Raw genomic sequence first — 25,327 nt, forward strand, 5'->3', positions numbered from 1 at the left:
GTGACACGGAACCGAGCGGCCCGCATCGCGCTCGTGCTCGGCGGTCTCGCCGTCTGCCTCTCCGGCTGCACGTCGCCGTCGGCGCCGGACCCCGTGGTGTCCTCCTCCGCGGCCGAGGCGCCGGCACCGGCGGAGTCCACCGCACCCGTCGCCTTCGTGCCGGGCGGGACGACGGAGCAGAACCTCCCCGTGTTCGAGCAGACCCTTCGCGCGGCGGCCGAGCCCGATCCGGAGGTGAGCGGCTCCAGTGTGGTCGACGCGCTCGTCGCGGCGGGGTTCTCCCGCGAGTCGATGCAGCTGACAGCGGACGAGACCTCGGTCGGACTCGACGCGGACTCGGTGCAGGTCTCCGTCAAGCTCGGGGAGTCGTGCCTCATCGGCCAGTACGGCCCGAAGAGCGGCGGGGTGCGGGCGGTGATCGCGGCACCGATCGCGACCGGCGCCTGCCTGGTCGGCCGAACCGTCCCGATCCAGGGCTGACGCGCCGGCCTCGACCGGGAACCGCTCCGCCATGCGCCCCGGTCGAGGTCGTAAAGGACGAAAGGATCCTCGACAAGGCCCCTCGCCCGTCGAGTCCGAGAGAGCCCGGTGTTCGCTCGTCGCTCCTGCAGGACCACTCCGACCGGTGCGGATCCGAGCGTGAGCACAGCCTCGTGCGGGCGGACCGGTCGAAGATCCCGGTGGTCGGCGGCGCCCTCCCCTCCCCGGGACGCCGCTCAGCACGGTTAGGCTGCCCGGACCGACACGTGTGCCCCAGCGCGGGCACCGCGACGGACGTGCCGACAGGAGTGCTCGGCACGAGGACCACGACGAGGGGGAACTCGCCATGACCACATCCCGACCGCAGACGACGACGCGAGCGAGGTGGAGGCGCGCCGCCATCGCGGTCGCGAGCACGGCAGCCGTCGTTCTCGGAGTGACGACAGGAGCCGGAGCGGCTGCCGCAGCGGAGACGCGTTTGCAGACGAAGCCCTACCCCTACAGCTGGTCGACCACCGAGACGTTCTCGGCCGCTCAGACCGCTCCCGTCGCGGGAGATGTCACCGGGCTCGACGTCACGCTGTCCGACTCCGCCCGGCCGACGGGGAGGTACCCGGCGTTCACGACGTACAACTGGGTGATCGGCGACTACGCCCTCACAGGGTCGGTGGAACTCGACCCCGGGGATCGCACCTTCCTCATCGACCTGAAGCGGCCCCTCTCCTCGTTCGGCGGTGGGACTGTCGCCCTCCAGATCACGGCGCAGAAGCCGCCGCTGGAGGAGAAAGAGACTCCGATCGGCCAGCCGGTCGACAGCGGCTTCGAGCTGACCACGTCGGCCACCCTCTCCGTCGCCGGAGCCTCCGGCGCCGGCGGTGTCGGCGGGGTCGACCTCAGCAGCAGCGCACAGACGCTCCAGCGGAGCGCCGCGTACTTCGCGTACGAGAAGGTCGACACGGCTCTGGACGTCAAGGGTGGCGACACCCTCGTCCTCGAGTCCAACCGGGACGACTTCTACGACCTCCAGGGGCTCGCCGCCTATGTCGGTCCCAGCAGGACCGAGCGGATCCCCGCCCAGGTGAGTACGAACAGCAGACGGTCCGCGGTCACCGTGACGATCCCCTCGAGCGCCTACGACGCCTACAAGGACCGCGCCAGCAGCCTGGTCCAGGTCACCGGCGTCAGCAACGGCAGGGTGGACCAGCCCCGCGGAGCGACCATCACGTCGGACGCCGCGGTCCGCGTGACGGGAAGCGGAGCCACCACCCCGCCGGTCACGCCGACCCCGACGGCCACCGCGACCACCCCGCCGGTCACGCCGACCCCGACCACTCCTCCGGTCACGCCCACGCCGACCGCAACGCCGACCGCCCCGCCCGCCGGCTCGCCGGCCGTCTCGCGCATCTCGGGCACCGACCGTCAGGGCACCGCGGTCGAGGTGTCCAAGCGCACCTTCCCGGCGAACGTCCCCGTCGTCTACGTCGCCACCGGGCAGAACTTCCCGGACGCGCTCAGCGCCGGACCCGCCGCGGCCAAGGCGGGCGGGCCGCTGCTCCTGGTCGACCGCGACTCGATGAGCCAGGTCGTCCGCACCGAGCTGACGCGTCTCAAGCCCGCGAAGATCGTCGTCGTGGGCTCCGAGCTCAGCGTCGGCAGCCAGGTCTACAGCGACCTGGCCGCGTATGCGCCGAAGGGGAAGACCACACGCATCGGCGGAGTCGACCGCTACGACACCTCGAAGCTGATCCTCCAGGACGCCTTCAGGGGCGGCTCCTCGATGGCCTGGCTGGCCACGGGCGAGAAGTTCCCCGACGCCCTGAGCGCCAGCGCCGCAGCCGGCGCGAATCGCGCTCCGGTGGTGCTGACCAACGGAACCGGCTCCACGGTGGACCCCCTCACCCAGCAGATCATCAGCGGCCTCGAGGTCAGTAGCTTGACGATCGCGGGCTCCTCGCTCTCGGTCAGCGCCGGCATCGAGCGCTCGATCACGGGCCCGATGATCACCCGCATCGGCGGGACCGACCGGTACGACACCTCGGAGAAGCTGAACAAGGCGGCCTTCACCTCGGCGACGACCGTCTACCTCGCGACCGGTGAGAAGTTCCCCGACGCCCTGGCCGGAGCCACGGCGGCGGGCTACACCCGGAGCCCGCTCTTCGCGGTCCAGCCCACCTGCGTGCCCCGGGCGGTCCTCGCCGACATCACCGCGTCCAAGGCGACGCAGGTGATTCTGCTCGGCAGCACGGACACGCTGTCCGAGGCGGTGGAGCGCCTGACGCCCTGCAGCTGATCCGCACCGTCGTCCGCTGACGCGATCCGCCCTCCCCACCGGCCCGGCCGGAGCGGAGGGCGGTCCGCGTTCAGGCGCTCCCTCCGACGCGGACCGGCGAGTTCCCGTTATCCTCGACTGGTGCGGACGGTCCCGCGGCCTGCGCTCCGCGTCGGCCGGGGCCCGGCGTCCCGCCCCGGTCCGAGCCTCCGTCAGCGCCTCCGCGCGGAGCAGGGGACCGGCGGGCGACCCGACTCCGCGCAGACCGACGGACTTGAGGACTGGGCATGGCTGAATACATCTACTCGATGGTGCGCGCGCGGAAGGCGGTCGGCGACAAGCTGATCCTGGACGACGTCACCATGTCGTTCCTGCCGGGAGCGAAGATCGGCGTGGTCGGGCCCAACGGCGCCGGCAAGTCGACGATCCTGAAGATCATGGCGGGGCTGGACACGCCGAGCAACGGCGAGGCGCGGCTCAGCCCGGGCTACACCGTCGGCATCCTGATGCAGGAGCCCGAGCTCGACGAGACCAAGACGGTACTCGAGAACGTCCAGGAGGGCGTGGGCGAGATCAAGGGCAAGATCGACCGCTTCAACGAGATCTCCCTCGCGATGGCCGACCCGGACGCCGACTTCGACAGTCTCCTCGCCGAGATGGGGACCCTGCAGGAGGCGATCGACGCCGCCGACGCCTGGGACCTGGACTCGCAGCTGGAGCAGGCGATGGACGCGCTGCGCACCCCGCCGGGGGACTCCCTCGTCACCAACCTCTCGGGTGGCGAGAAGCGCCGCGTGGCGCTCACCAAGCTCCTCCTGCAGAAGCCCGACCTGCTGCTGCTCGACGAGCCCACCAACCACCTCGACGCCGAGAGCGTGCTCTGGCTCGAGCAGTTCCTCTCGAAGTACCCCGGCGCCGTGCTCGCCGTCACCCACGACCGGTACTTCCTCGACAACGTTGCGGAGTGGATCGCCGAGGTCGACCGCGGCCACCTCTACCCCTACGAGGGCAACTACTCGACGTACCTCGAGAAGAAGAGCGCCCGCCTGGAGGTCCAGGGCAAGAAGGACGCCAAGCTCGCCAAGCGGCTCACCACCGAGCTCGACTGGGTGCGCAGCAACGCCAAGGGCCGTCAGGCCAAGTCGAAGGCGCGCCTGGCGCGCTACGAGGAGATGGCGGCCGAGGCCGAGAAGACGCGCGTGCTCGACTTCGAGGAGATCGTCATCCCGGTGGGCCCCCGTCTGGGCTCCCAGGTCATCGACGCGAAGAAGCTGCACAAGCAGTTCGGCGAGCGCGTCCTCATCGACGACCTCAGCTTCACGCTGCCCCGCAACGGCATCGTCGGCGTCATCGGCCCGAACGGCGTCGGCAAGACAACGCTCTTCAAGACGATCGTGGGCTTCGAGCCGCTCGACTCGGGTGACCTGAAGATCGGCGAGACGGTCGACATCTCCTACGTCGACCAGAGCCGCGGCGGCATCGACCCGCAGAAGAACCTGTGGGAGGTCGTCTCCGACGGGCACGACTACATCACCGTCGGGAAGACCGAGATCCCCTCCCGCGCCTACGTCTCGCAGTTCGGCTTCAAGGGCCCGGACCAGCAGAAGAAGGCCGGCGTCCTCTCCGGTGGCGAGCGGAACCGCCTCAACCTCGCGCTGACGCTCAAGCAGGGCGGCAACCTGCTCCTGCTCGACGAGCCCACCAACGACCTGGACGTCGAGACCCTGGGCAGCCTCGAGAACGCGCTCCTCGAGTTCCCGGGCTGCGCCGTGGTGATCACGCACGACCGGTGGTTCCTCGACCGCATCGCGACCCACATCCTCGCCTACGAGGGCACCGAGGAGGATCCGGCCAACTGGTACTGGTTCGAGGGCAACTTCGAGGCGTACGAGGAGAACAAGATCGAGCGCCTCGGCCCGGACGCGGCGAAGCCGCACCGCTCCGCGTACCGCAAGCTCACCCGCGACTGATGCGCCTGCACGTCGCCATCCCGCTGCGCTGGTCGGACTTCGACGCCTACGCGCACGTGAACAACGCTGAGATGCTGCGCCTGCTCGAGGAGGCGCGCATCCAGGCGTTCTGGAAGCCGGACTCGCCGCAGCCCGGCGGGATGGCGACGGCGGTGCTCGACGCACGGCCGGGCGCCGAGTCGATCAGCCTCATCGCCCGGCAGGAGATCGAGTACCTCGCGCCGATCCCGTACATGCGCGCGCCGATCGACGTGGAGCTGTGGATCGGGCGGATCGGCGGGGCGAGCCTCGAGGTCTGCTACGAGCTCTACTCGCCCGCCGGCGTCGTCCCGCGGGTGCTCTTCACGAAGGCGGCCACCACTCTGGTGCTGGTGACGGCCGCGACGGGCAGGCCCCAGCGCATCCCGGAGGAGCTCCGCGAGGCGTGGGGCCCCTACGTCGAGGAGCCCATCACCTTCTCGAAGCGGGGCTGAGCTCAGCCCAGGGGGACGCGGACCATGCCCTCCTGGGCGACGCTCGCCACGAGCACGCCCTCCTGCGTGTAGATGCGCCCGAGCGAGAGCCCGCGTCCGCCGGACGCGCTCGGCGCCTCCTGCACGTAGAGGAGCCACTGGTCCACGCGCGCGGGGCGGTGCCACCACATCGCGTGGTCGAGGCTCGCTATCCGCAGGCCCGGCGTCGTCCACGCCGCACCGTGCCGGCGGAGCGTGGATTCGAGGATCGTGTAGTCGCTCGCGTAGGCGAGGGCGGCGCGGTGCAGCATCGGATCGTCCGGCAGCGGTCCGAGCGAGCGCATCCACACGCTCTGGTGCGCGACCCGCTCGGGGTCGGCCCGGAGGTACACCGGCTGCTCGACGTGCCGCACGTCGAAGGGGCGCTGCGTGGCCCAGAAGCTGCCGACCGGGTGGTCGACCCCCGCGAGGATCTCAGCGGTGCTCGGCAGCGACTCCGGGTCGGGGATCCCCTCCGGCATCGGCGCCTGGTGGTCGAGGCCCTCGTCCTCGGTCTGGAACGAGGCGATCATCGAGAGGATGGGGCGTCCGTTCTGGTAAGCCTGCGTCCGACGGGTGCAGAAGGATCGGCCGTCGTGGATCCGGTCGACCGAGAACGTGATCGGCAGGGAGACGTCCCCGGGGCGGAGGAAGTACCCGTGCATCGAGTGCACGGAGCGCCCCTCGACGGTGCGACCGGCCGCGATGAGCGACTGCGCGAGGACCTGGCCGCCGAAGACCCGCCCCTCGGGCATCCACTGCGAGGGACCCGTCGAGATGTCCTCGCTGGTGCGGGCGCCGGTGTCCGTCAGGTCGAGCGCGGTGAGGAACGAGGACAGGGGATCGGGCACGGTACCTCCGGGGTGTCGGGCGGTGGGGCGAGCGGCCTCGGGTAAGTTTATCGACGCGATGAGTTCGTCCTTCTCCCTGGCGGATCCGCCCAGCCTGTCGGATCTGCGCGTCTTCCTCGGCCGTTCGGCCCGGGTCGAGGACGGTGCGGTCCGGCTAATCGCCGACGACCACGTGCTGGCCGCCTACACCGCGATCCTCCAGCCCCGCGGTCTTCTCGACCGCTCCGCGACCGTGCTGGGCCTGCGCGTCTTCGCGCTCGACGAGCCCGCCGGCTTCGACCGGGTCGTGCCGATCCGTGCGCTGTCGGACCGCCTCGCCCGCCTGCAGTGGGAGCCGGGCGGAGCGGACGGCAAGCCGGTCGTCCTGCCCGACGGCGACGACGCGACGGCGGGGCCCTGGGCGGGCGTCTCCCCGCCCCGCGGCGGCTGGACCCGGCGCGAGCCCGTGGACCCGGGCTTCCTGGAGCGCGTCGCGCGCGAGGGGATCGACGAGATCGCGGCGGCCGTCGGCTCCGAGACGGGCGAGCAGATCGTCGGCCGCGTGCGGTCGAGCGTCTGGGGCCGCCCGCTCGACGGCCTCGAGTACGTCCCGGCGGGAGCGGCGTTCGCCCTCTTCGCGCTCGGGTTCCTCGGCGCCGACGACCCGGTCGCCCTGCTCGAGAGCGGCGCCTGGCGCCGCCTCACCTCACGGCGCGGACACGTGCTGGTCCGCACCCCGGGCTGAGCGGCTACTCCTCGAAGGTGTTCACCATCGCGTGGGCGGCGCGCTCCAGGTAGTCCCAGAGCAGGGCGTCGTCGGCCGGAGCGAGCTCGAGATCGTCGACGGCCGTCCGCATGTGCTGGAGCCAGTGGTCGCGGGCCTCGGGGTTGATCCGGAACGGCTGGTGCCGCATCCGCAGGCGCGGGTGGCCGCGCTCCTCGCTGTAGGTGCCCGGGCCGCCCCAGTACTGCTCGAGGAAGCCGGTCAGCCGCTGGATCGCGCCCTCGAGGTCGTGCTCGGGGTACATCGGCCAGAGGACCTCGTCCTCGCGGACGCCCTCGTAGAAGCGGCGGACCAGGCGCTCGAACGTCGGCCGGCCGCCGATGTGCTCCCAGAAGCTGCGCAGCGGAGGCGTGCCGCCGATCTGCAGGCCGCTCACGAGCGCGCTCCCGTCGGGCCGGAGGTGCCGCCGCCGTCCTGGGGCGGCGTCCCGCTCCCGCGCCGCAGCGCGCGGGGGAGCCGCACGGGCTTGCCGTGCTCGGTGCTGATCGTGGGGGAGGGCGTGGTCCGCGGCGGCTTGGCGCCTCCGACGCTCGTCGCCCCCTCGAAGCCCTCGAGGACGACGGTGGCCAGCGAGGGGAGCTTCACGTCCAGCGCGTCGAGCGACTTCTTCAGGCGCAGGCGCAGCTCGCGGGCGACGTCGTCCTTGGCGGTGGTGCGGGTCTTGACCACCACCCGGATGACCAGGGCGTCGTCGGCGATGGACTCCAGGCCCCAGAGCTCGGGCTTGTCGATGATCCGGGCCCGCCAGCGGCTGCTCGCCGCCAGTTCGTTCGCGGTCGCGAGGACCGTGGACTGCACCTGCTCGAGGTCCGTCTCGTAGGGCACGGCCAGGTCGACGATGACGCGCGACCAGCCCTGCGACATGTTCCCCACCCGGACGATCTCGCCGTTGCGGACGAACCAGAGGGTGCCGTTGACGTCGCGGATCTGCGTCACGCGGACGCCGACCGACTCGACCACGCCCGTCGCCTGCCCGGTGTCGACGACGTCGCCGACCCCGAGCTGGTCCTCTGCGACCATGAACAGCCCGTTCAGGACGTCCTTGACGATGTTCTGCGCGCCGAAGCCGAGGCCCGCGCCGAGGGCGGCCGTCAGCAGGGCGAAGGAGCCGATGAGGTCCTTGTCGATCGTCGTCACGATCATGACCAGGGCGATGACGACGATCAGGATCGAGCTCAGGTTGTTGAGGATCGACCCGAGCGTGCGCGTGCGCTGCACCACCCGCACGGCCGCGAGCGGCGACGCGGCGATCGACTGGGTGTCCTCGACGCGCTGGCGGCGCTTCACTCCCGACACGATCTGATCGACGACGCGGCCGATCACGAAGTGGGCGATGACGCGCACCAGCAGCGCGCCCAGCACGATCCCGAGGATCGCGACCACCTTCCAGAAGGGCTCGGACTCGAAGAAGGAGACGGTGGCGGCGACAGGGTCCGGGGTGGAGGTCTGAAGAAGCAGCATGACCGCTCCAGGCTACGGGACGCCTCCCTCCGAGACGGGTGCACGAGCCCCGAGCGCGTATAGATTCGAGGCGGGTCCGCTCGGACCCGGACACCGCCCTGGGAAGGACGCCCGATGCTCCACTCCACCCGGACTCCCGCCGAGAAGCGCCGCCTCTTCCGCGAGCGCCTCGCCTCGGGCGAGCTGCTGCAGCTGCCCGGCGCGTTCACTCCGCTCTCCGCGCGCCTCATCGAGGCGAAGGGCTTCGACGGGATCTACGTGTCGGGCGCCGTGCTCTCGGCCGAGCTGGGGCTGCCGGACATCGGGCTCACCACGCTCAGCGAGGTGGCCGGCCGCTCGCAGCAGATCGCGCGCCTGACCGACCTGCCGGTCCTCGTCGACGCGGACACCGGCTTCGGTGAGCCGCTGAACGTCGCGCGCACGGTCCAGATGCTCGAGGACGCCGGAGTCGCGGGGCTGCACATCGAGGACCAGGTGAACCCCAAGCGCTGCGGGCACCTCGACGGCAAGGCGGTCGTAGACGAGGCGACCTCGGTGCGGAGGATCGCGGCCGCCGTCGACGCGCGCCGCGACTCCGACCTGGTGATCATGGCCCGCACCGACATCCGCGCCCTCGACGGCCTGCCGGCCGCGATCGACCGCGCCAGGCGCCTCGTCGACGCCGGAGCCGACGCGGTGTTCCCCGAGGCGATGCGCGACCTGTCCGAGTTCGAGGCCGTGCGCGCCGCGATCGACGTGCCGATCCTCGCCAACATGACCGAGTTCGGCAAGAGCGAGCTGTTCACCGCGCAGCAGCTCGCCGACGTCGGCGTGAACGTCGTGATCCACCCGGTCTCGCTGCTCCGGATCGCGATGGGCGCCGCGATGCGGGCACTCGACGCCCTCAAGGCGGAGGGGTCGCTCCGCTCGGAGGTCCCGGGCATGCAGACGCGCGCCGAGCTCTACGAGCTCCTCGACTACGCCTCGTACAGCCGCTTCGACGAGGGCGTCTTCGACTTCTCGCTCGCCGACCACTACGGCGCCTGAGCGCGCCGACCCGCACGAACCGGCGGCGCTCCCCGGCGCCGCCGCCCGCCTCTCGCGAAGGAGCGAAGGATGAGCACGACCGATCAGGACATCCGCAAGGGACTCGTGGGGGTCGTCGTCGACACGACGGCCGTCTCGAAGGTCGACCCGGCGTCGAACTCGCTGCTCTACCGCGGCTACCCCGTGCAGGAGCTCGCGGCGGGGACCTCGTTCGAGGACGTGGCCTGGCTGCTCTGGCACGGCGAGCTCCCCACTGCGGAGGAGACGGCCGGGCTGGCCGCCGTGGAGCGGGCCCACCGCGCCCTGGCCCCCGAGGTGCGCACCGTGATCGACCTGCTGCCGCTGTCGGCGCACCCGATGGACGTCGTGCGGACGGCGGTGAGCGTCCTGGGCGCGCTCGAGGAGGATCCGGACGCCGACGCTCCCGAGGCCGTGCTGGAGCGCTCCGTGCGGCTCTGGGCGGCACTGCCGGCGATCGTCGCCTACGCCCAGCGCCGCCTGCGCGGCCTCGAGCCGATCGAGCCGCGCGACGACCTCGACTACTCCGAGAACTTCCTCTGGACGACCTTCGGCGAGGTGCCGGAGCCGGTCGTCGTCGACGCGTTCCGCGTCTCGCTGGTGCTCTACGCCGAGCACTCCTTCAACGCCTCGACCTTCACGGCCCGCGTCGTGACGTCGACGCTGTCGGACGTCCACTCCGCCGTGACCGCCGCCGTCGGAGCGCTCAAGGGACCGCTCCACGGCGGGGCGAACGAGGCCGTGCTGCACGTGCTCGACGAGGTCGGCACCGGACCGGAGGCGGACCGGCGGTCCCGCGAGTGGCTCGCCGAGGCTCTCGGACAGCGCCGGAAGGTCATGGGGTTCGGCCACCGGGTCTACAAGTCGGGCGACTCGCGGGTGCCGACCATGGACGCCGCTCTCCGGCGGCTCGCCGAGCACGAGGGGGCCGGCGAGATGATGGAGCTGTACGACGCTCTGGCCGCGGCGATGGCCGAGCGGACGGGCATCCTGCCGAACCTCGACTACCCGTCCGGCCCCGCCTACCGGCTGATGGGCTTCGACACCGGGATCTTCACTCCGCTGTTCGTCGCCGCGCGGGTGGTGGGCTGGACGGCCCACGTGATCGAGCAGCGGGGCTCGAACGCGCTCATCCGGCCGCTGTCCGCCTATGACGGGCCGGAGCGCCGCTCGGTCCCGCAGCGCTAGGCGCCGGGAGCGGGGAGAGCCGCCCGGTCCCGCAGCGCCGAGCGCCGGGGGACCGGGCGGCTCGCTGTCAGCCCCGGGTGTCGCGCTCCTGGGCGCGGAGCGCACGCTCCACGCCGGCCAGGTTCTCGATCACGAGTCGGCGCAGCGCCGGGACCTCCGGGTTCGCGTCGAGCCAGGCGCGGGTGGCGTCGACGATCTCCTGCGAGGGCGTGGCGGCCGGGTAGAAGCCGACGACCAGGTACTCGGCGATCTTGTAGCTCTTCGACTCCCAGAGGGAGCGGAGGGCGTCGAAGTAGACCGGGACCATCGCCTCGAGCAGGCGCGGGTCGGCGGAGCGCTGGAAGCCCAGGCCCGTCGAGCGGACGATCGTGTTCGGAGCCGAGTCGTCGGCCGTGACGGAGTCCCAGGCCGCGCGTTTCGCCTCCGCGGTCGGCAGCGCGGCACGGGCGTGCGCGGCCGACTGCTGGCCGGTCGCCGTGTTGTCCGAGGCGAGCGCCGCGTCGATGTCGTCCGCACCGGCCCGCCCGCCGGCGACGAGAGCGATCAGCAGCTCCCAGACGAGGTCGGTGTCGATGTCGAGGCCGTCGAGAGCGGTGGAGCCGTCGAGCAGCGCCTGCACGGCCTCGAGGTGCGCAGGGGTGGACGCGATCGCGGCGAAGAACTTCACGAACTGGAACTGCGCGTCGCTGCCCGGCTCGGCGCTCTGCGCGAGCGTCCACAGCTGATCGCCCGCCTCCTCGACGACCTCGGCCCGGTACTCCGGAGCGACGTACTGGGTGGCGGTGGCGACGAGCTGGTTGAGCACCGTCCGCAGGGTCGTGGACTCGGTCTCGGTCGCGACGTTGCCCAGGACGAGGCGGACGAAGTCGCGCGGCGCCGACTCGGCGTCGCGGGTCGAGTCCCAGACCGAGCCCCAGACCAGCGAGCGGGCCAGGGGGCTGTCGATGCTCGCGAGTTGCTCGACGGCCACGGCGAGCGAGGCGTCGTCGAGGCGGACCTTCGCGTAGGCGAGGTCGTCGTCGTTGAGCAGCACGAGCGCCGGACGGGTGCGGCCGATCAGCTCGGGCACCTCGGTGCGCTCCCCGTCGACGTCCAGCTCGAGGCGCTCGACGCGGACGAGGCGCTCGCCCTCGAAGTCGTACAGGCCGATCGCCAGGCGGTGCGGGCGGATCGTCGGGTACTCCTCGACCGCGGTCTGCAGGATCGCGAAGGACGCGATCGCTCCGCTCTCGTCGACCGCGATCTCGGGGCGGAGCGTGTTCACGCCGGCCGTCTCGAGCCACTGCGCCGACCACTCGGTGAGGTCGCGCCCGCTGGTGGCCTCCAGCTCGACCAGCAGGTCGCGCAGCTCCGTGTTCGAGAAGGCGTGCTTGACGAAGTACTCGTGGACGCCGGCGAGGAACTCCTTCTCGCCGACCCACGCGACGAGCTGCTTGAGCACCGAGGCGCCCTTGGCGTAGGTGATGCCGTCGAAGTTGACCTGGACGTCCTCGAGGTCGTTGATGGTCGCGACGATCGGGTGGGTCGAGGGCAGCTGGTCCTGGCGGTAGGCCCAGCTCTTCTCCATCGCGGCGAAGGTGGTCCACGCCTCGGTCCACTCCGTCGCCTCCGCGGTGGCGAGGGTGGAGGCGTACTCGGCGAACGACTCGTTGAGCCAGAGGTCGTTCCACCACTTCATCGTGACCAGGTCGCCGAACCACATGTGGGCGAGCTCGTGGAGGATCGTGACGACCCGGCGCTCCTTGATCGCGTCCGTCACCTTGGAGCGGAACACGTAGGTCTCGGTGAAGGTCACCGCTCCCGCGTTCTCCATCGCGCCGGCGTTGAACTCGGGGACGAACAGCTGGTCGTACTTCGCGAACGGGTACGGGACGCCGAACTTCTCCTCGTAGAAGGCGAAGCCCTGCTTCGTCTTCTCGAACACGTAGTCGGCGTCGAGGAACGGCGCGAGCGAGGCCCGCGCGAAGACCCCCAGCGGGATGGTGCGGCCGTCGGAGGAGACGAGCGAGTCGGTCTCGACCACGTAGGGTCCGGCGACGAGGGCCGTGATGTAGGAGGAGATGCGCGGGGTGGGCTCGAAGCTCCAGGTCGCGATCCCCTCGCCCGCCGGGACCGGCTCGGGAGTGGGCTGGTTCGACACGACCTGCCACTGCGCCGGCGCGGTGACGGTGAAGCGGAACTCGGCCTTGAGGTCCGGCTGCTCGAACACCGCGAAGACGCGGCGGGAGTCGGGCACCTCGAACTGCGAGTACAGGTACACCTCGCCGTCGACGGGGTCGACGAAGCGGTGCAGGCCCTCGCCCGTGTTGGTGTAGAGCGCGTCGGCGACGACGGTGAGCTCGTTGTCCGCGGCCAGGGAGTCGAGGCGGATCCGGACGCCGTCGGCGACGTCGGCGGGGTCGAGCTCCGCGCCGTTGAGGGTGACGGAGTGGACCGTGCCCGTGACGGCGTCGATGAAGCTCGAGGCGCCCTCGGTGGCGGAGAAGCGCACCGTGGTCGTGCTGAGGAAGGTCTCGGCTCCCCGGGTCAGGTCGAGGGCGATGTCGTAGTCGTGCACCTGGATCAGCGAGGCGCGCTCCTGCGCCTCGCTCCGGGTGAGGTTGTCTCCTGGCACGGGGGTGCTCCATCCGTTCGTCTCGGGCGCTGCCGCGGGCGCCGGGGTGCGGGCGCCGCCGATCCACCCTAGAGCTGCCGGGACCCGCCGTGGAGCCCCGCGGCGCCGATCCTGCGGAGCCGCCGGGGACCGCGGACGCGGCCCCGGCGAGCGGCGTAGCGTGTCCCCATGACCTCTGTGGACTTCTGGTTCGACCCCTCCTGCCCGTGGGCCTGGATGACCTCGCGATTCGTGGACGAGGTGACCCCCGCGCGCGACCTCGACGTGCAGTGGCACATCATGAGCCTCGCCGTCCTCAACGAGGACAAGGACGTGGACGACTCGTACCGCGCCTTCCTCCCGCGCGCGCTGCGCTACACGCGCCTGGTGGCCGCCGTCGCCGAGCGCGAGGGCCGCGAGCACGTGAAGCCGCTCTACGACGCGCTCGGCACCCGGATCCATCCGGGGGGGCGCACCGACGTCGACGCGGTGATCGCCGAGTCGCTGGCCGAGCTCGGCCTGCCTGCGGAGCTCGCCGCCCACGCCGACTCGGGCGAGTACGACGAGCCGATGCGCGCCTCCCACTTCGACGGGATCGAGCGGGTCGGCCAGGACGTCGGCACTCCGGTGATCGCGATCGGCGACGTCGCCTTCTTCGGCCCCGTCATCTCGCCGATCCCGAGGGGCGAGCAGGCGCTGACCCTCTGGGACGGCATCGTCGCCGCCGCCTCCTTCGACGGCTTCTTCGAGCTCAAGCGCTCGCGGACCCGCGACCCGCAGTTCGACTGAGCCGACCCGCGGTACTCTGGCTCCCGGCCCGGGCACCGCGGGCCCCAGACGGCTCTTCCGAAGGAGTTCTCTCGTGCGCATCCACATCGCCACGGACCACGCAGGGCTGGACTTCAGCCGTCACCTGATCGAGCACCTCGGCGCCGCCGGTCACGACGTGATCGACCACGGCCCCACGTCCTACGACCCGCTGGACGACTACCCGTCCTTCTGCATCAACGCCGCCGCCGCGGTCGTCCGCGATCAGGAGGCGGGGGTCGAGGCCCTCGGCGTCGTCTTCGGCGGCTCGGGCAACGGCGAGCAGATCGCGGCGAACAAGGTCGCGGGCGTGCGCGCGGCGCTCGTGTGGAACCTGAGCACCGCCGTGCTGGCACGCCAGCACAACGACGCGAACGTCATCTCGATCGGGGCCCGCCAGCACTCCGTCGAGGAGGCCACCGGCTTCATCGACGCGTTCGTCGCCGAGCCCTTCACCTTCGAGGAGCGGCACGTGCGCCGCATCGCGCAGCTCGCCGAGTACGAGGCCACCGGCGACATCGCCGGCCGGGTCGTCGACTCCGCCGCGAAGGAGCGCTGAGTGCCCGAGGGGCACTCCGTCCACCGGATCGCCCTGCAGTTCGAGCGCGACGTCGTCGGGCACCGCGTCGCGACCAGCAGCCCCCAGGGCCGCTTCACCGAGGGAGCCGCGCTCCTCGACGGGCGCGAGGTCCTCGAGTCCACGGCCGTCGGCAAGCACCTGCTGCTGCGCTTCGAGGGCGACCTGACGCTGCACGTCCACCTCGGCCTCTACGGCGCGTGGGACTTCCTCGGGCACGTCTCGCCGCTGTTCCCGGACGGGAAGGCCGGCAGCAGCATCGGCGCTCCCCGGCGCCGCCGCGCCGTGCGCCTCTCCGAGACGGAGCACGAGACCGACTCCGATCTCGACGAGTTCCCGCCGCCGCCCGTGGGCGCGGTGCGCGTGCGCATCATGACGGACGAGACCGTCGCCGACCTGCGCGGCCCCACCGCCTGCGAGGTGATGGACCCCGCCCAGGTGGAGGCCCTCCTCGCCCGCCTCGGTCCGGATCCGGCCGACGACGACTCCGACGAGGCGCGCGACCGCTTCGTGAACCGGCTCCGCAGGACGGCGACGCCGGTCGGGCTGGTGCTGATGGACCAGTCCGTGGTCAGCGGCATCGGCAACATCTACCGCGCGGAGCTGCTCTACCGCGCCGGCCTCGACCCGCACACTCCCGGCAAGCAGGTGCCGCTGGAGCTCGCACAGGAGCTGTGGCGGGACTGGGCGGACCTGCTCGAGGACGGCATCCGGACCGGGATGATGATCACGCGCCGCGGCCTGACGAAGACCGAGCGCTCGAAAGCCGTCCGCAGCCGCGCCGAGCGCAACTACGTCTACAAGCGCGAGGGCCTGCCCTGCCGCGTCTGCGGCACGAACGTGCTGCTCGAGGAGATCGGCGCGCGCAAGCTCTACTGGTGCCCGGTGTGCCAGTCGTGAGCGCCGGTGGAGAGACGCCGGCCCGGTCCCGCGCCCGCCGAGCCGTCCGCCCCGCGCTCCGCGAGGCCGCCCGATGACCGGCGGTCTCCTGCTCCGGGGCGCCCGCCTCCTCGGCTCGTCCCGACCCGGTGCCGTGCTCCTGCGCGACGGCCGCGTGGAAGCAGTCGGACCGGACGCCGCCGCCGCCCCGGGCGACGAGGTGCGCGACCTCGACGGGCGCTGGGTGCTCCCCGGCCTCTGGGACGAGCACGTCCACTTCTCCCAGTGGGCGATGACGGCCCCGCGCCTGGACGTCTCGTCGGCGGACTCGGCCCGCGGAACGGCGGACGCGGTCCGACGTCGCCTGGCGGAGGAGCCCGGTACCGGCACGCTGATCGGCTTCGGCTTCCGCGACGGCCTCTGGCCGGAGCCGCCGACGACCGCGCTCCTGGACGAGGTCTCTCCGGAGCGGCCCGTCGTGCTGATCAGCGGCGACCTGCACTGCGCCTGGCTGAACTCCGCCGCGTACCGGCGCTACGCCGTCGCTCCCGAGCCCGAGCTGCTGCGCGAGGACGCCTGCTTCGAGCTCGTCACCGCACTCGGAGCCCTCGGCGACGACGAGCTCGACGCGCTCGCCGACGCGGCGGCCCGGCGGGCTGCGGCCCGCGGGGTGGTCGGCGTCGTCGACCTCGAGATGCGCTGGAACGCGGGGGACTGGCCCCGTCGCGTCGACGGCGGAACCCGCTCCCTCCGCGTCGACACCGGCGTCTACCGCGACCACCTCGACCGCGCCCTCGCGGAGGGACTGCGCACGGGCGACGAGCTCGACGGCGGTGACGGCCTGCTGCGGATGGGCCCGCTCAAGGTCCTGATCGACGGCTCCCTCAACACGAGGACCGCCTACTGCGCTCACCCCTACGCCGACCACGACGGCAACGGCGTCCTCACCGTGGAGCCCGCCGAGCTGGACGAGCTGCTCGCCCGCGCGGCCGCCGGGGGCATCCGCTCCACCGTGCACGCGATCGGAGACGCCGCGGCGACGCTGGCTCTGGACGCGCTCGGCCGGATCGGCGGGGGCCGGATCGAGCACGCTCAGCTGCTCGCGGAGGCCGACCTTCCGCGGTTCGCCGCGCTCGGCGTGGAGGCCGGAGTGCAGCCCGCGCACGCGCTCGACGACCGCGAGGTGGCGGAGCGGTACTGGCCGGGACGCACCGGCCGGGCGTTCCCGCTGCGCTCGCTGCTCGACTCCGGGGCCCGCGTGGTGCTCGGCTCGGACGCTCCGGTCGCTCCGCTCGACCCGTGGGTCGCGATCTCGGCCGCGGTCGCGCGGGCGCTGCCGGGCGACGAGCCCTGGCATCCGGAGCAGCGGGTGAGCGTCGAGGAGGCGATCGTCGCCTCGACCCGGGTGCGCCGGCTCACGCCCGCGGCCGGCGATCCCGCCGATCTGGTGGTGGTCGACCGCGATCCGCTCGCCGCCGATGCAGGAGCCCTCCGATCCATGCCGGTCGCCGCGACCCTCCTGGCGGGCCGCTTCACGCACGGCGGCTGACCCGCGCCCGTCGCGACTCCGGCTGCTCCGGATCGCGCGGACGGGCCGGGGAACGACGACGGCCCGCGGGATCCGAGGATCCGCGGGCCGGTCGAGGCGTGGTGCTCAGCTCTCGCTGACGTGGGCGAAGAGGAACCAGCGGTCCTTCTCGAGGCCGCGGCCGATCTCGATCGCGACGTCCTGGCTGCTCGCGTCGAGCTCGGCGAGCTCGGCGATCGCCGTGTTGACGGTCGCGATGGCGACGTCCATCTGGCGGATGATCTCGACGATCGCGTTCTCGGAGCGCTGGAAGCCGGGGGTGAGGGGTTCGGACTGCGTCGCCGAGGCGACGGTCTGGATGCGGGCGTCGACCGGGAGGCCGAGGGCGACGACGCGCTCCGCGGCGAGGTCGGCCCACTCGATGGCGCGGCCGACGATCGCGTCGAGCAGCTCGTGGACGCCGATGAAGTTGGCGCCGCGGACGTGCCAGTGCGCCTGCTTGCCGTTGACGGCGAGCGCGGTCATCTCGACGACGACGGGGCTGAGGAACTGGGCGACTCCGGATGCGACATCCGGGTTCGACGAGGTGAGCGACGTGACGGACGTGGTGGACATCGTCTGGTCCTTTCGAGAGGGGGTGACTGATCGTCAACAGTACGCAGATCCCTCGGCGCCGCAAGGAAGCGCAGGCTCGGCTCAGTCCGGTGAAGGACAGGCTCACCTCTGTCGCGGAGGGGCGTCACGGGGGCTTCCCCCCGGGTGCCCGGAGCCGTGCCGCCGGTACGCTCGACCGGGTCGCGGCGGCGGCGGGAGCGGACAGGAGGCGCGGATGAGCGGAGCATCGACGGCCCTCGGCGAGGCCTCGCGCGCCTACCTCCGGCTCTGGCGCGGACTGCCCCGGGAGGTGCTCGCGCTGGTGGCCGCGATCCCGGTCGCGCTCCTCGGCGCCTTCTGCGCCGGCGTCGCGCTGGCCGTCGCGCTCGGGCTCGTCGGAGTCCTGATCGGCCTGGTGTTCCTGCCCGCCGCCCTCTACACGGCGCGCTTCTTCTCGCGGGCCGCCGTCGGCCTCGACGTGCTGGCCGGACGGCCCGCCGTCCCCCGGCCGCAGTGGCGGCGACCGCCCTCCGCCGTCACTCGCTCGACCTTCGCCCTCTACGGTCCGGTGATCGACGGGCACTACTGGCTCGCTCTCCTGCACACGCTCGTCGTGGCTCCGGTGCTCGCGCTGCTGTCCGGACTGCTCCTCGCGCTGTGGACCTGGGCGGGCCCGGGCACGGTGGCCGCCGCGGTCACGGGGGCCCCCGGTCCGGCCCGCCTGCTGGCCGAGAGCGGAGCCGCTCTGCTGGGCGCCCCGCAGCCTCCGGCGGGACTGGTCGCCGCGGCGACGGTCGCCACGACCGTCCTCTTCGTCTCGACCCTGCCGTTCGCCACCCGCGGTCTCTCCCTCCTGCACTGGCTGGTCGACCGTCTCCTGCTCGGCCCGTGGGAGTCGGAGGCGCTCCAGCGCGAGGTCGCCGAGCTGAGCGCCTCCCGCGGCGCAGCCGTCGCCGCCGAGGACCGCGCGCTGCGCCGGCTCGAGCGCGACATCCACGACGGCCCGCAGCAGCGCCTGATCCGGGTCCAGATGGACCTGGCCTCGGCCCGCAACCGACTCGCCGCCGACCCGGAGTCCGCCGCCCGCCTGGTCGACGAGGCTCGCGAGCACGTGCGCGCCGCGCTCGACGAGCTACGCGCCCTCTCCCGCGGCGTGGCGCCGCCGATCCTGCAGGACCGGGGCTTCGAGGCGGCGGTGCACTCGCTCGCCGAGCTCAGCCCGGTGCCGGTCGAGGTCCTCACCGAGCACCCCGTGGCGGACGTGCCGCCCGCGGTCGAGCGCAGCGTCTACTTCGTCGTCGCCGAGCTGCTCGCCAACGTCTCCAAGCACTCCGGTGCCCGATCGGTGCGGGTGCACCTCGACACCCGCGACTCCGGCGCTCCGGGGGAGCGCTGGCTCGACGCCTGGGTGGTCGACGACGGAGTCGGCGGGGCGTCGCCGGTCGCCGGTCACGGTCTCGAGGGGGTCGGCGGGCGCGTCCGGGGCCTGCGCGGGATCCTGAGCGTGGAGTCGCCGGTCGGCGGGCCGACCACGGTCGGGGTGCACGTCCCCTACCGCCCGGCCGTCCTATCCTGAGGGCGTGCCCGTGATCCGCGTCGCCATCGCCGAGGACTCGGTCCTCCTGCGCGAGGGCCTGGTCCGCCTCTTCGAGGACGCGGGGTTCGCCTCCGTCGGCGCCTTCGGGGACGCGGACGCCCTGCTCGCCGATCTGGCGCGGGACCCGGCCGGCGTCGACGTCGCCGTGCTCGACGTCCGGATGCCGCCGACCTTCCGCGACGAGGGCGTCCGCGGGGCGCTGGAGCTCCGCCGGCGCTACCCGCAGGTGTCGGTCCTGCTGCTCAGCCAGTACGTCGAGGTCACCTACGCGCAGGAGCTGCTCGGCTCCGGCGACGGCGGACTCGGCTACCTCCTGAAGGACCGGGTCGCCTCCGTGGAGGAGCTGCGCGACGCCGTCGAGCGCGTCGCGGCGGGCGGAACCGTCCTCGACCCGCAGGTCGTCGCCTCGCTCCTGCAGCGCAACCGCGACCCGCTCGCCTCGCTGACCCCGCGGGAGCGGGAGGTGCTGGAGCAGATGGCCCAGGGGCGCACGAACGCGGGCATCGCCTCCGCTCTCTTCGTCGGCGTGGGCGCCGTGGAGAAGAACGTGACCGCGATCTTCCAGAAGCTCGGGCTCGAGGACTCGGGCTCCGACCACCGGCGGGTGCTGGCGGTCCTCGCCTTCCTGCGCGCCGGGCGCTGACCACCGGAGAAGAGGAGAACCCGATGCCGTCGAGTCCCGCGGAGGGCGCCCGCGTCCTCGCCCTGACCGGGGGACGCGCCCCGGAGATCGCCGACACCGCGTGGGTCGCTCCGGGCGCCACCGTGATCGGCTCCGTGCGCCTGGGGGAGCGGGCGAGCGTCTGGTACGGCGCCGTCCTGCGCGCCGAGCACGCGCGGATCGAGCTCGGCGCCGGCAGCAACCTCCAGGACGGCGTCGTCGTCCACGTCGACGCCGACTACGACGCGGTCATCGGCGCCGGAGTCTCGGTCGGGCACAACGCCGTGCTGCACGGCTGCACCCTCGAGGACGACGTGCTGGTCGGCATGAGCGCGACCGTCCTGAACGGGGCCGTCGTCGGCACCGGCTCGCTGATCGCCGCGGGCGCCGTCGTCCTCGAGGGGACGGTCGTCCCGCCGGGCTCGCTCGTGGCGGGCGTCCCCGGGAGGGTCCGGCGGGAGCTGACGGAGGAGGAGCGCGAGGGCATCCGCCGGAACGCCGCCTCGTACCTCGCCCTGACGGAGGAGCACCGCGGCGCGGTCGGCTGAGCACGCCCGGAACGACGAAGAGCCCCGGACGTCCGGGGCTCTTCGAGAGGAGAGGGGCTGACGAGAATCGAACTCGCATCATCTGTTTGGAAGACAGAGGCTTTACCACTAAGCTACAGCCCCGAATCGCTGGTCTGACGACCGCGAACCGGTGCGACCGGGTCTCTCGACCGGGCACCAGGACAGCGTAGTACATCGCGCGAGCACCGTGGACACCCCGGTCGTCCTCCGCCGCGCGGTTCCGGTCGCCGCTGCCGCGGTGCAGTACACTTGCGAAGGCCATTTCGGCGTGTCGCGCAAGCGCACGTGCGGGGACGGCTCGACGAGAGTCTCACGCACGGTGCCCAGGCCCGCGCATCCGGGGCGTAGCTCAGCTTGGCTAGAGCGCCCGCTTTGGGAGCGGGAGGTCGCAGGTTCGAATCCTGTCGCCCCGACCACGAGTACTCATCGTGACGACATCGACCCGTGACGACCGTCATCCGGCGCCGACACCAACCAGCACAGGAGATCCCCTCACGTGAAGACCACGGTAGAACAGCTGAGCCCGACCCGCGTGAAGCTCGCGATTTCGGTCACCCCGGACGAGCTCGGCCCCAGCATCACGCACGCCTACGGCCACATCGCCGAGCAGATCAACGTCCCCGGCTTCCGCAAGGGCAAGGTCCCGCCCGCCATCGTCGACCAGCGCGTCGGCAAGGCCGCGGTGCTCGAGCACGCGGTCAACGAGGGCCTCGACGGCTTCTACCGCGAGGCCGTCCGCGAGACCGAGGTCCGCCCCCTGGGCCGCCCGCAGGCCGACATCGTCGCCTGGCCGAGCGACAAGGACTTCACCGGCGACCTCGAGCTCGCCATCGAGGTCGACGTGCGCCCCGAGATCACCGTCCCGGACTACGACGGCATCGAGCTCACCGTCGAGGCGGCCGAGGTCACCGACGCCGACGTCGACGCCGAGCTGGACAAGCTCCGCAGCCGCTTCGGCACCCTGGTCACCGTGGACCGCCCGGCGAAGACCGGCGACTTCGCGCAGATCGACCTGGTCGCCTCCATCGACGGCGTCGAGGTCGACACCGCCAACGCCATCTCGTACGAGCTCGGCTCGGGCGAGCTGATCGAGGGCATCGACGAGGCGCTCGACTCGCTCACCGCGGGCGAGAGCACCACGTTCACCGCTCCGCTGCTCGGCGGCGACCACGCCGGCGAGCAGGCCGAGATCGCCGTCGCGCTCACCGCCGTCAAGGAGCGCGAGCTCCCCGAGGCCGACGACGACTTCGCGCAGATCGCCAGCGAGTTCGACACCATCGCCGAGCTGCGCGAGTCGCTCAAGGAGCAGGCCGCTCAGCAGAAGACCTTCGGCCAGGGCGGCGAGGCCCGCGAGAAGCTCGTCGAGGCGCTGCTCGCCCTCGTCGAGGTCCCCGTGCCCGCCGGTCTCGTCGAGGACGAGGTGCACCGCCACCTCGAGGGCGAGAACCGCCTCGAGGACGACGAGCACCGCGCCGAGGTCAAGGAGGCCAGCGAGAAGACCTTCAAGACGCAGATCCTCCTCGACCACGTCGTCGAGCAGGAGAAGGTCCAGGTCAGCCAGGACGAGCTCACGCAGTACCTCATCCAGGGTGCGGCGCAGTACGGCATGGAGCCGAACGAGTTCATCAAGATCCTGTCCGAGAACAACCAGATCGGCCAGATGGTCGGCGAGGTCGCCCGCAACAAGGCGCTCGCGATCGTCCTCGGCAAGGCGAAGGTCACCGACACCGAGGGCAACGCCGTCGACCTGACCGCGTTCACCGCGGTCCCCGGTGACGACGAGGCCGTCGAGGCCTCCGACGAGGCCGTCGTCTCTGACGAGACCGAGGTCGTGGAGGAGGCTCGGGCCGCCGCCGACGCCGAGGTCCCCGCGGAGCCCGTCGCCGAGGAGCCCGTCGCCGAGGAGGAGCCCGCCCCGGCCCCCAAGAAGAAGCGCGCGCCGGCCAAGAAGAAGGCCGCCGCTCCCGCCGAGGAGACCCCGGCCGCGGAGTAGTCGCCAGGAGCACGTCAGGAGCCGCCCCCCGATCCGTCGGAGGGCGGCTCCTCTCGTTGCGGGGCTCCGGTCCGCCCCGGGCGAACACGGGCGACTCCCGCTCCGCCCCGGGCGAACACGGCCGGATCGGCCTGGCGGCGTCCGATAGATTCGCCTCCGAAGCGACAACTGAAACGGAGCAATACATGGCCGACATGGTTATGCCCAACAGTGTTTTCGACCGCCTGCTCAAGGACCGGATCATCTGGCTCGGTTCCGAGGTGCGCGACGAGAACGCGAACGAGATCGCCGCGAAGCTCCTGCTCCTGGCAGCCGAGGACTCCGAGCGGGACATCTACCTCTACATCAACTCGCCCGGCGGCTCCATCACCGCGGGCATGGCGATCTACGACACGATGCAGTTCGTCCCGAACGACATCGTGACCGTGGGCATCGGGATGGCGGCCTCCATGGGCCAGCTGCTCCTCACCGCCGGAACCCAGGGCAAGCGCTACATCACCCCGAACGCGCGGGTGCTCCTCCACCAGCCGCACGGCGGCTTCGGCGGCACGGCCTCCGACATCCAGACCCAGGCGCAGCTCATCCTCGACATGAAGAAGCGCCTCGCCGAGATCACCGCCAAGGCGACCGGCAAGACCGTCGAGCAGGTCAACGAGGACGGCGACCGGGACCGCTGGTTCAGCGCCGAGGAGGCCCTCGCCTACGGCTTCGTCGACCACATCCGCTCGTCGGCGACCGACGTGGCCGGCGGTGGCGGAACCGCCATCGACGAGTAGTCCAGCGAACGCGCCGAGAGATCAGGAACAGACAATGACCACACCCACCTTCGGCGGAACGGCGTTCGGCTCCGGAGCCGCACCGTCCTCGCGCTACATCCTCCCCACGTTCGAGGAGCGCACGGCCTACGGCTACAAGCGCCAGGACCCGTACGCCAAGCTCTTCGAGGACCGCATCATCTTCCTCGGAGTCCAGGTCGACGACGCCTCCGCGGACGACATCATGGCCCAGCTCCTCGTGCTCGAGAGCCAGGACCCGGACCGCGACATCGTCATGTACATCAACTCGCCCGGTGGATCCTTCACCGCGATGACGGCGATCTACGACACGATGCAGTACATCCGCCCGCACATCCAGACGGTCGTGCTCGGCCAGGCCGCCTCGGCCGCCGCCGTGCTCACCGCCGCGGGAACGCCCGGCAAGCGCCTCGCGCTGCCGAACGCGCGCATCCTCATCCACCAGCCCGCCGTGCAGCAGGGCGGGGGCCAGGCCTCGGACATCGAGATCCAGGCCGCCGAGATCATGCGCATGCGCGAGTGGCTCGAGGAGACGCTGTCGCACCACTCGAACCGCTCGATCGAGCAGGTCAAGAAGGATATCGACCGCGACAAGATCCTCGGCGCGAGCGACGCGCTCGAGTACGGGCTGATCGACCAGGTGCTCACCAGCCGCAAGAGCCTCCCGGCTCTCACGGCGTAGGGCGTCCGGGAGGGGCCGGGTGGCGGAGCGATCCGCCGCCCGGCCCCTCTCTGCGTCCTCCGTCGCCGTAGCAAAGCGCCACACGAGGCGCAAGGCACGGCGAATCCGGCCCGCCTGCCGAGCCCTCGCGGCTCAGCGGCTAGGCTCGGAGCAGTGTCAGGGGGCTCGTCCCGCTCGCACCGGCCGGAGCTCCGGGCTCCGTTGCACGACCGACCGACGCACGACAGACGCACGACAAGGAAGTGGGGCATCCCCGTGGCACGTATTGGCGAAAGCGCCGACCTGCTGAAGTGCTCCTTCTGCGGCAAGAGCCAGAAGCAGGTCCAGCAGCTCATCGCGGGACCGGGCGTCTACATCTGCGACGAGTGCGTCGAGCTCTGCAACGAGATCATCGAGGAGCGCCTCTCCGAGTCGAGCGAGGAGACGAGCCACGAGTTCGACCTCCCGAAGCCGAAGGAGATCTTCGGCTTCCTCGAGGAGTACGTGATCGGGCAGGAGCAGGCCAAGAAGGCCCTCGCCGTCGCCGTGTACAACCACTACAAGCGCGTGCGCGCCCGCAACACCATCACCGCCGCCGACGCGATCCACGACGAGGTCGAGATCGCCAAGAGCAACATCCTGCTCATCGGCCCCACGGGCTGCGGGAAGACCTACCTCGCTCAGACCCTCGCGAAGCGCCTCAACGTGCCCTTCGCCGTCGCGGACGCCACGGCCCTCACCGAGGCGGGCTACGTCGGCGAGGACGTCGAGAACATCCTCCTCAAGCTCATCCAGGCCGCCGACTACGACGTCAAGCGTGCCGAGACCGGCATCATCTACATCGACGAGGTCGACAAGATCGCGCGGAAGGCCGAGAACCCCTCGATCACGCGCGACGTCTCGGGCGAGGGAGTGCAGCAGGCACTGCTCAAGATCCTCGAGGGCACCGTCGCCTCCGTGCCCCCGCAGGGCGGGCGGAAGCACCCGCACCAGGAGTTCATCCAGATCGACACGACGAACGTCCTCTTCATCGTCGCCGGCGCCTTCGCCGGGCTGGAGGACATCATCTCGTCGCGGGCAGGCAAGCGCGGCATCGGCTTCGGCGCCCCGCTGCACAACAAGGAAGACGAGATCAACATCTTCAGCGAGGTCCTCCCGGAGGACCTGCACAAGTTCGGGCTGATCCCCGAGTTCATCGGGCGCCTCCCCGTCGTCACGACGGTCACGCAGCTGGACCAGGTCGCGCTCATGCAGATCCTCACCGAGCCGCGCAACGCGCTCGTGAAGCAGTACCAGCGGATGTTCGAGATCGACGGCGTCGAGCTCGAGTTCGACCGGGGCGCTCTCGAGGCCATCGCGGACCTGGCGGTCCTCCGCCAGACCGGAGCTCGCGGACTGCGCGCGATCCTCGAGGAGGTGCTCGGCCCGATCATGTTCGAGGTGCCCTCCTCGGACGAGGTGGCGCGCGTCGTCGTCACCCGCGCCGCGGTGCTCGACAACGCGGCCCCGACGATCGTGCCCCACGCTCCCCGTCGCCAGGAGAAGAGCGCCTAATCG

At 71.7% G+C, this 25,327-nt stretch carries 23 protein-coding genes and 2 tRNA genes; 19 read left to right on the top strand and 6 right to left on the bottom strand.

What is annotated here, in order from left to right:
* The 4 genes from C5C82_RS06460 to C5C82_RS06475 all read left to right on the top strand — a co-directional run bounded on the left by C5C82_RS06460 (position 1) and on the right by C5C82_RS06475 (position 5,192).
* Positions 1–480 carry a DUF6993 domain-containing protein gene (locus tag C5C82_RS06460; protein WP_104250552.1) on the top strand — a complete coding sequence of 160 codons (480 nt, stop codon included), beginning with the start codon at positions 1–3 and terminating at the stop codon, positions 478–480.
* A gap of 478 nt (positions 481–958) precedes the next feature.
* Entirely contained in the window at positions 959–2,770 is a 1,812-nt protein-coding gene (locus C5C82_RS06465; protein ID WP_181134408.1) for a cell wall-binding repeat-containing protein, read from the top strand.
* Positions 2,771–3,036: 266 nt separating this feature from the next.
* On the top strand, positions 3,037–4,719 hold the full coding sequence (gene ettA, locus C5C82_RS06470) for an energy-dependent translational throttle protein EttA (RefSeq protein ID WP_104223708.1): 1,683 nt from the start codon (positions 3,037–3,039) through the stop codon (positions 4,717–4,719).
* Positions 4,719–5,192, top strand: coding sequence for a thioesterase family protein (locus C5C82_RS06475; RefSeq protein ID WP_104223707.1), 474 nt, complete (start codon positions 4,719–4,721; stop codon positions 5,190–5,192). Before ettA ends, C5C82_RS06475 begins: the two co-directional genes overlap by 1 nt.
* A gap of 2 nt (positions 5,193–5,194) precedes the next feature.
* Here C5C82_RS06475 and C5C82_RS06480 read toward each other — a convergent pair whose 3' ends face one another.
* Complete coding sequence (locus C5C82_RS06480; RefSeq protein WP_244230637.1) at positions 5,195–6,061, bottom strand: acyl-CoA thioesterase II; 867 nt, start codon at positions 6,059–6,061, stop codon at positions 5,195–5,197.
* A gap of 58 nt (positions 6,062–6,119) precedes the next feature.
* Here C5C82_RS06480 and C5C82_RS06485 point away from each other — a divergent pair, with 58 nt between their 5' ends.
* Positions 6,120–6,785: a hypothetical protein gene (locus C5C82_RS06485; protein WP_104354817.1), complete on the top strand. Its 666-nt coding sequence runs from the start codon at positions 6,120–6,122 to the stop codon at positions 6,783–6,785.
* 4 nt (positions 6,786–6,789) lie between these two features.
* Here the strand turns inward: C5C82_RS06485 and C5C82_RS06490 are convergent, their stop codons facing one another.
* Complete coding sequence (locus C5C82_RS06490) at positions 6,790–7,200, bottom strand: globin (RefSeq protein ID WP_279630823.1); 411 nt, start codon at positions 7,198–7,200, stop codon at positions 6,790–6,792.
* On the bottom strand, positions 7,197–8,285 hold the full coding sequence (locus C5C82_RS06495; RefSeq protein ID WP_104223705.1) for a mechanosensitive ion channel family protein: 1,089 nt from the start codon (positions 8,283–8,285) through the stop codon (positions 7,197–7,199). Before C5C82_RS06495 ends, C5C82_RS06490 begins: the two co-directional genes overlap by 4 nt.
* A 114-nt stretch (positions 8,286–8,399) precedes the next feature.
* On the opposite strand from C5C82_RS06495, the gene prpB reads away from it, so the two are divergent.
* Positions 8,400–9,311: a methylisocitrate lyase gene (prpB, locus tag C5C82_RS06500; RefSeq protein WP_104354818.1), complete on the top strand. Its 912-nt coding sequence runs from the start codon at positions 8,400–8,402 to the stop codon at positions 9,309–9,311.
* Positions 9,312–9,380: 69 nt separating this feature from the next.
* Positions 9,381–10,517, top strand: a complete 1,137-nt coding sequence (locus C5C82_RS06505; protein ID WP_104267232.1) for a bifunctional 2-methylcitrate synthase/citrate synthase — start codon at positions 9,381–9,383, stop codon at positions 10,515–10,517.
* Between the two features lie 67 nt (positions 10,518–10,584).
* Here the strand turns inward: C5C82_RS06505 and pepN are convergent, their stop codons facing one another.
* Positions 10,585–13,131 (bottom strand): aminopeptidase N, encoded by a 2,547-nt coding sequence (gene pepN / locus C5C82_RS06510; protein ID WP_104354819.1) that lies wholly within the window; start codon positions 13,129–13,131, stop codon positions 10,585–10,587.
* A 168-nt stretch (positions 13,132–13,299) separates the two neighbouring features.
* Here pepN and C5C82_RS06515 point away from each other — a divergent pair, with 168 nt between their 5' ends.
* The 4 genes from C5C82_RS06515 (at position 13,300) to C5C82_RS06530 (ending at position 16,922) form a co-directional block, all read left to right on the top strand.
* On the top strand, positions 13,300–13,899 hold the full coding sequence (locus C5C82_RS06515) for a DsbA family protein (protein ID WP_104347638.1): 600 nt from the start codon (positions 13,300–13,302) through the stop codon (positions 13,897–13,899).
* Between the two features lie 73 nt (positions 13,900–13,972).
* Positions 13,973–14,476, top strand: a complete 504-nt coding sequence (locus C5C82_RS06520) for a ribose-5-phosphate isomerase (RefSeq protein WP_104223700.1) — start codon at positions 13,973–13,975, stop codon at positions 14,474–14,476.
* Positions 14,477–15,394 carry an Fpg/Nei family DNA glycosylase gene (locus C5C82_RS06525; protein ID WP_104254926.1) on the top strand — a complete coding sequence of 306 codons (918 nt, stop codon included), beginning with the start codon at positions 14,477–14,479 and terminating at the stop codon, positions 15,392–15,394. It begins immediately after the preceding gene.
* A gap of 73 nt (positions 15,395–15,467) precedes the next feature.
* On the top strand, positions 15,468–16,922 hold the full coding sequence (locus tag C5C82_RS06530; RefSeq protein WP_104354820.1) for an amidohydrolase: 1,455 nt from the start codon (positions 15,468–15,470) through the stop codon (positions 16,920–16,922).
* 105 nt (positions 16,923–17,027) lie between these two features.
* On the opposite strand, the gene C5C82_RS06535 is transcribed toward C5C82_RS06530, so the two are convergent.
* Positions 17,028–17,516, bottom strand: a complete 489-nt coding sequence (locus C5C82_RS06535) for a Dps family protein (protein WP_104354821.1) — start codon at positions 17,514–17,516, stop codon at positions 17,028–17,030.
* A gap of 214 nt (positions 17,517–17,730) precedes the next feature.
* Here C5C82_RS06535 and C5C82_RS06540 point away from each other — a divergent pair, with 214 nt between their 5' ends.
* The 3 genes from C5C82_RS06540 to C5C82_RS06550 are packed head-to-tail and all read left to right on the top strand — an operon-like array spanning position 17,731 to position 20,301.
* Entirely contained in the window at positions 17,731–19,071 is a 1,341-nt protein-coding gene (locus tag C5C82_RS06540; RefSeq protein ID WP_104354822.1) for a histidine kinase, read from the top strand.
* A 4-nt stretch (positions 19,072–19,075) separates the two neighbouring features.
* On the top strand, positions 19,076–19,735 hold the full coding sequence (locus C5C82_RS06545; protein ID WP_104354823.1) for a response regulator transcription factor: 660 nt from the start codon (positions 19,076–19,078) through the stop codon (positions 19,733–19,735).
* 23 nt (positions 19,736–19,758) lie between these two features.
* Positions 19,759–20,301, top strand: a complete 543-nt coding sequence (locus C5C82_RS06550) for a gamma carbonic anhydrase family protein (RefSeq protein WP_104223695.1) — start codon at positions 19,759–19,761, stop codon at positions 20,299–20,301.
* Between the two features lie 52 nt (positions 20,302–20,353).
* Here the strand turns inward: C5C82_RS06550 and C5C82_RS06555 are convergent.
* A tRNA-Gly gene (locus C5C82_RS06555) sits at positions 20,354–20,424 on the bottom strand.
* 236 nt (positions 20,425–20,660) lie between these two features.
* On the opposite strand from C5C82_RS06555, the gene C5C82_RS06560 reads away from it, so the two are divergent.
* From C5C82_RS06560 to clpX, 5 genes are all read left to right on the top strand, one after another.
* A tRNA-Pro gene (locus tag C5C82_RS06560) sits at positions 20,661–20,738 on the top strand.
* A gap of 80 nt (positions 20,739–20,818) precedes the next feature.
* Positions 20,819–22,315, top strand: coding sequence for a trigger factor (gene tig / locus C5C82_RS06565; RefSeq protein WP_104354824.1), 1,497 nt, complete (start codon positions 20,819–20,821; stop codon positions 22,313–22,315).
* Between the two features lie 185 nt (positions 22,316–22,500).
* Entirely contained in the window at positions 22,501–23,091 is a 591-nt protein-coding gene (locus C5C82_RS06570) for an ATP-dependent Clp protease proteolytic subunit (RefSeq protein WP_097165884.1), read from the top strand.
* Positions 23,092–23,125: 34 nt separating this feature from the next.
* The gene (locus C5C82_RS06575; RefSeq protein ID WP_068253282.1) at positions 23,126–23,791 is read left to right on the top strand and encodes an ATP-dependent Clp protease proteolytic subunit; all 666 of its coding nucleotides are present in this window, start codon (positions 23,126–23,128) and stop codon (positions 23,789–23,791) included.
* 255 nt (positions 23,792–24,046) lie between these two features.
* Complete coding sequence (gene clpX, locus C5C82_RS06580; protein WP_104223693.1) at positions 24,047–25,324, top strand: ATP-dependent Clp protease ATP-binding subunit ClpX; 1,278 nt, start codon at positions 24,047–24,049, stop codon at positions 25,322–25,324.
* The last annotated feature ends 3 nt before the right edge of the window (positions 25,325–25,327 follow it).

Source organism: Rathayibacter sp. AY1D5 (genome assembly GCF_002932515.1).
Classification (GTDB): Bacteria; Actinomycetota; Actinomycetes; order Actinomycetales; family Microbacteriaceae; genus Rathayibacter.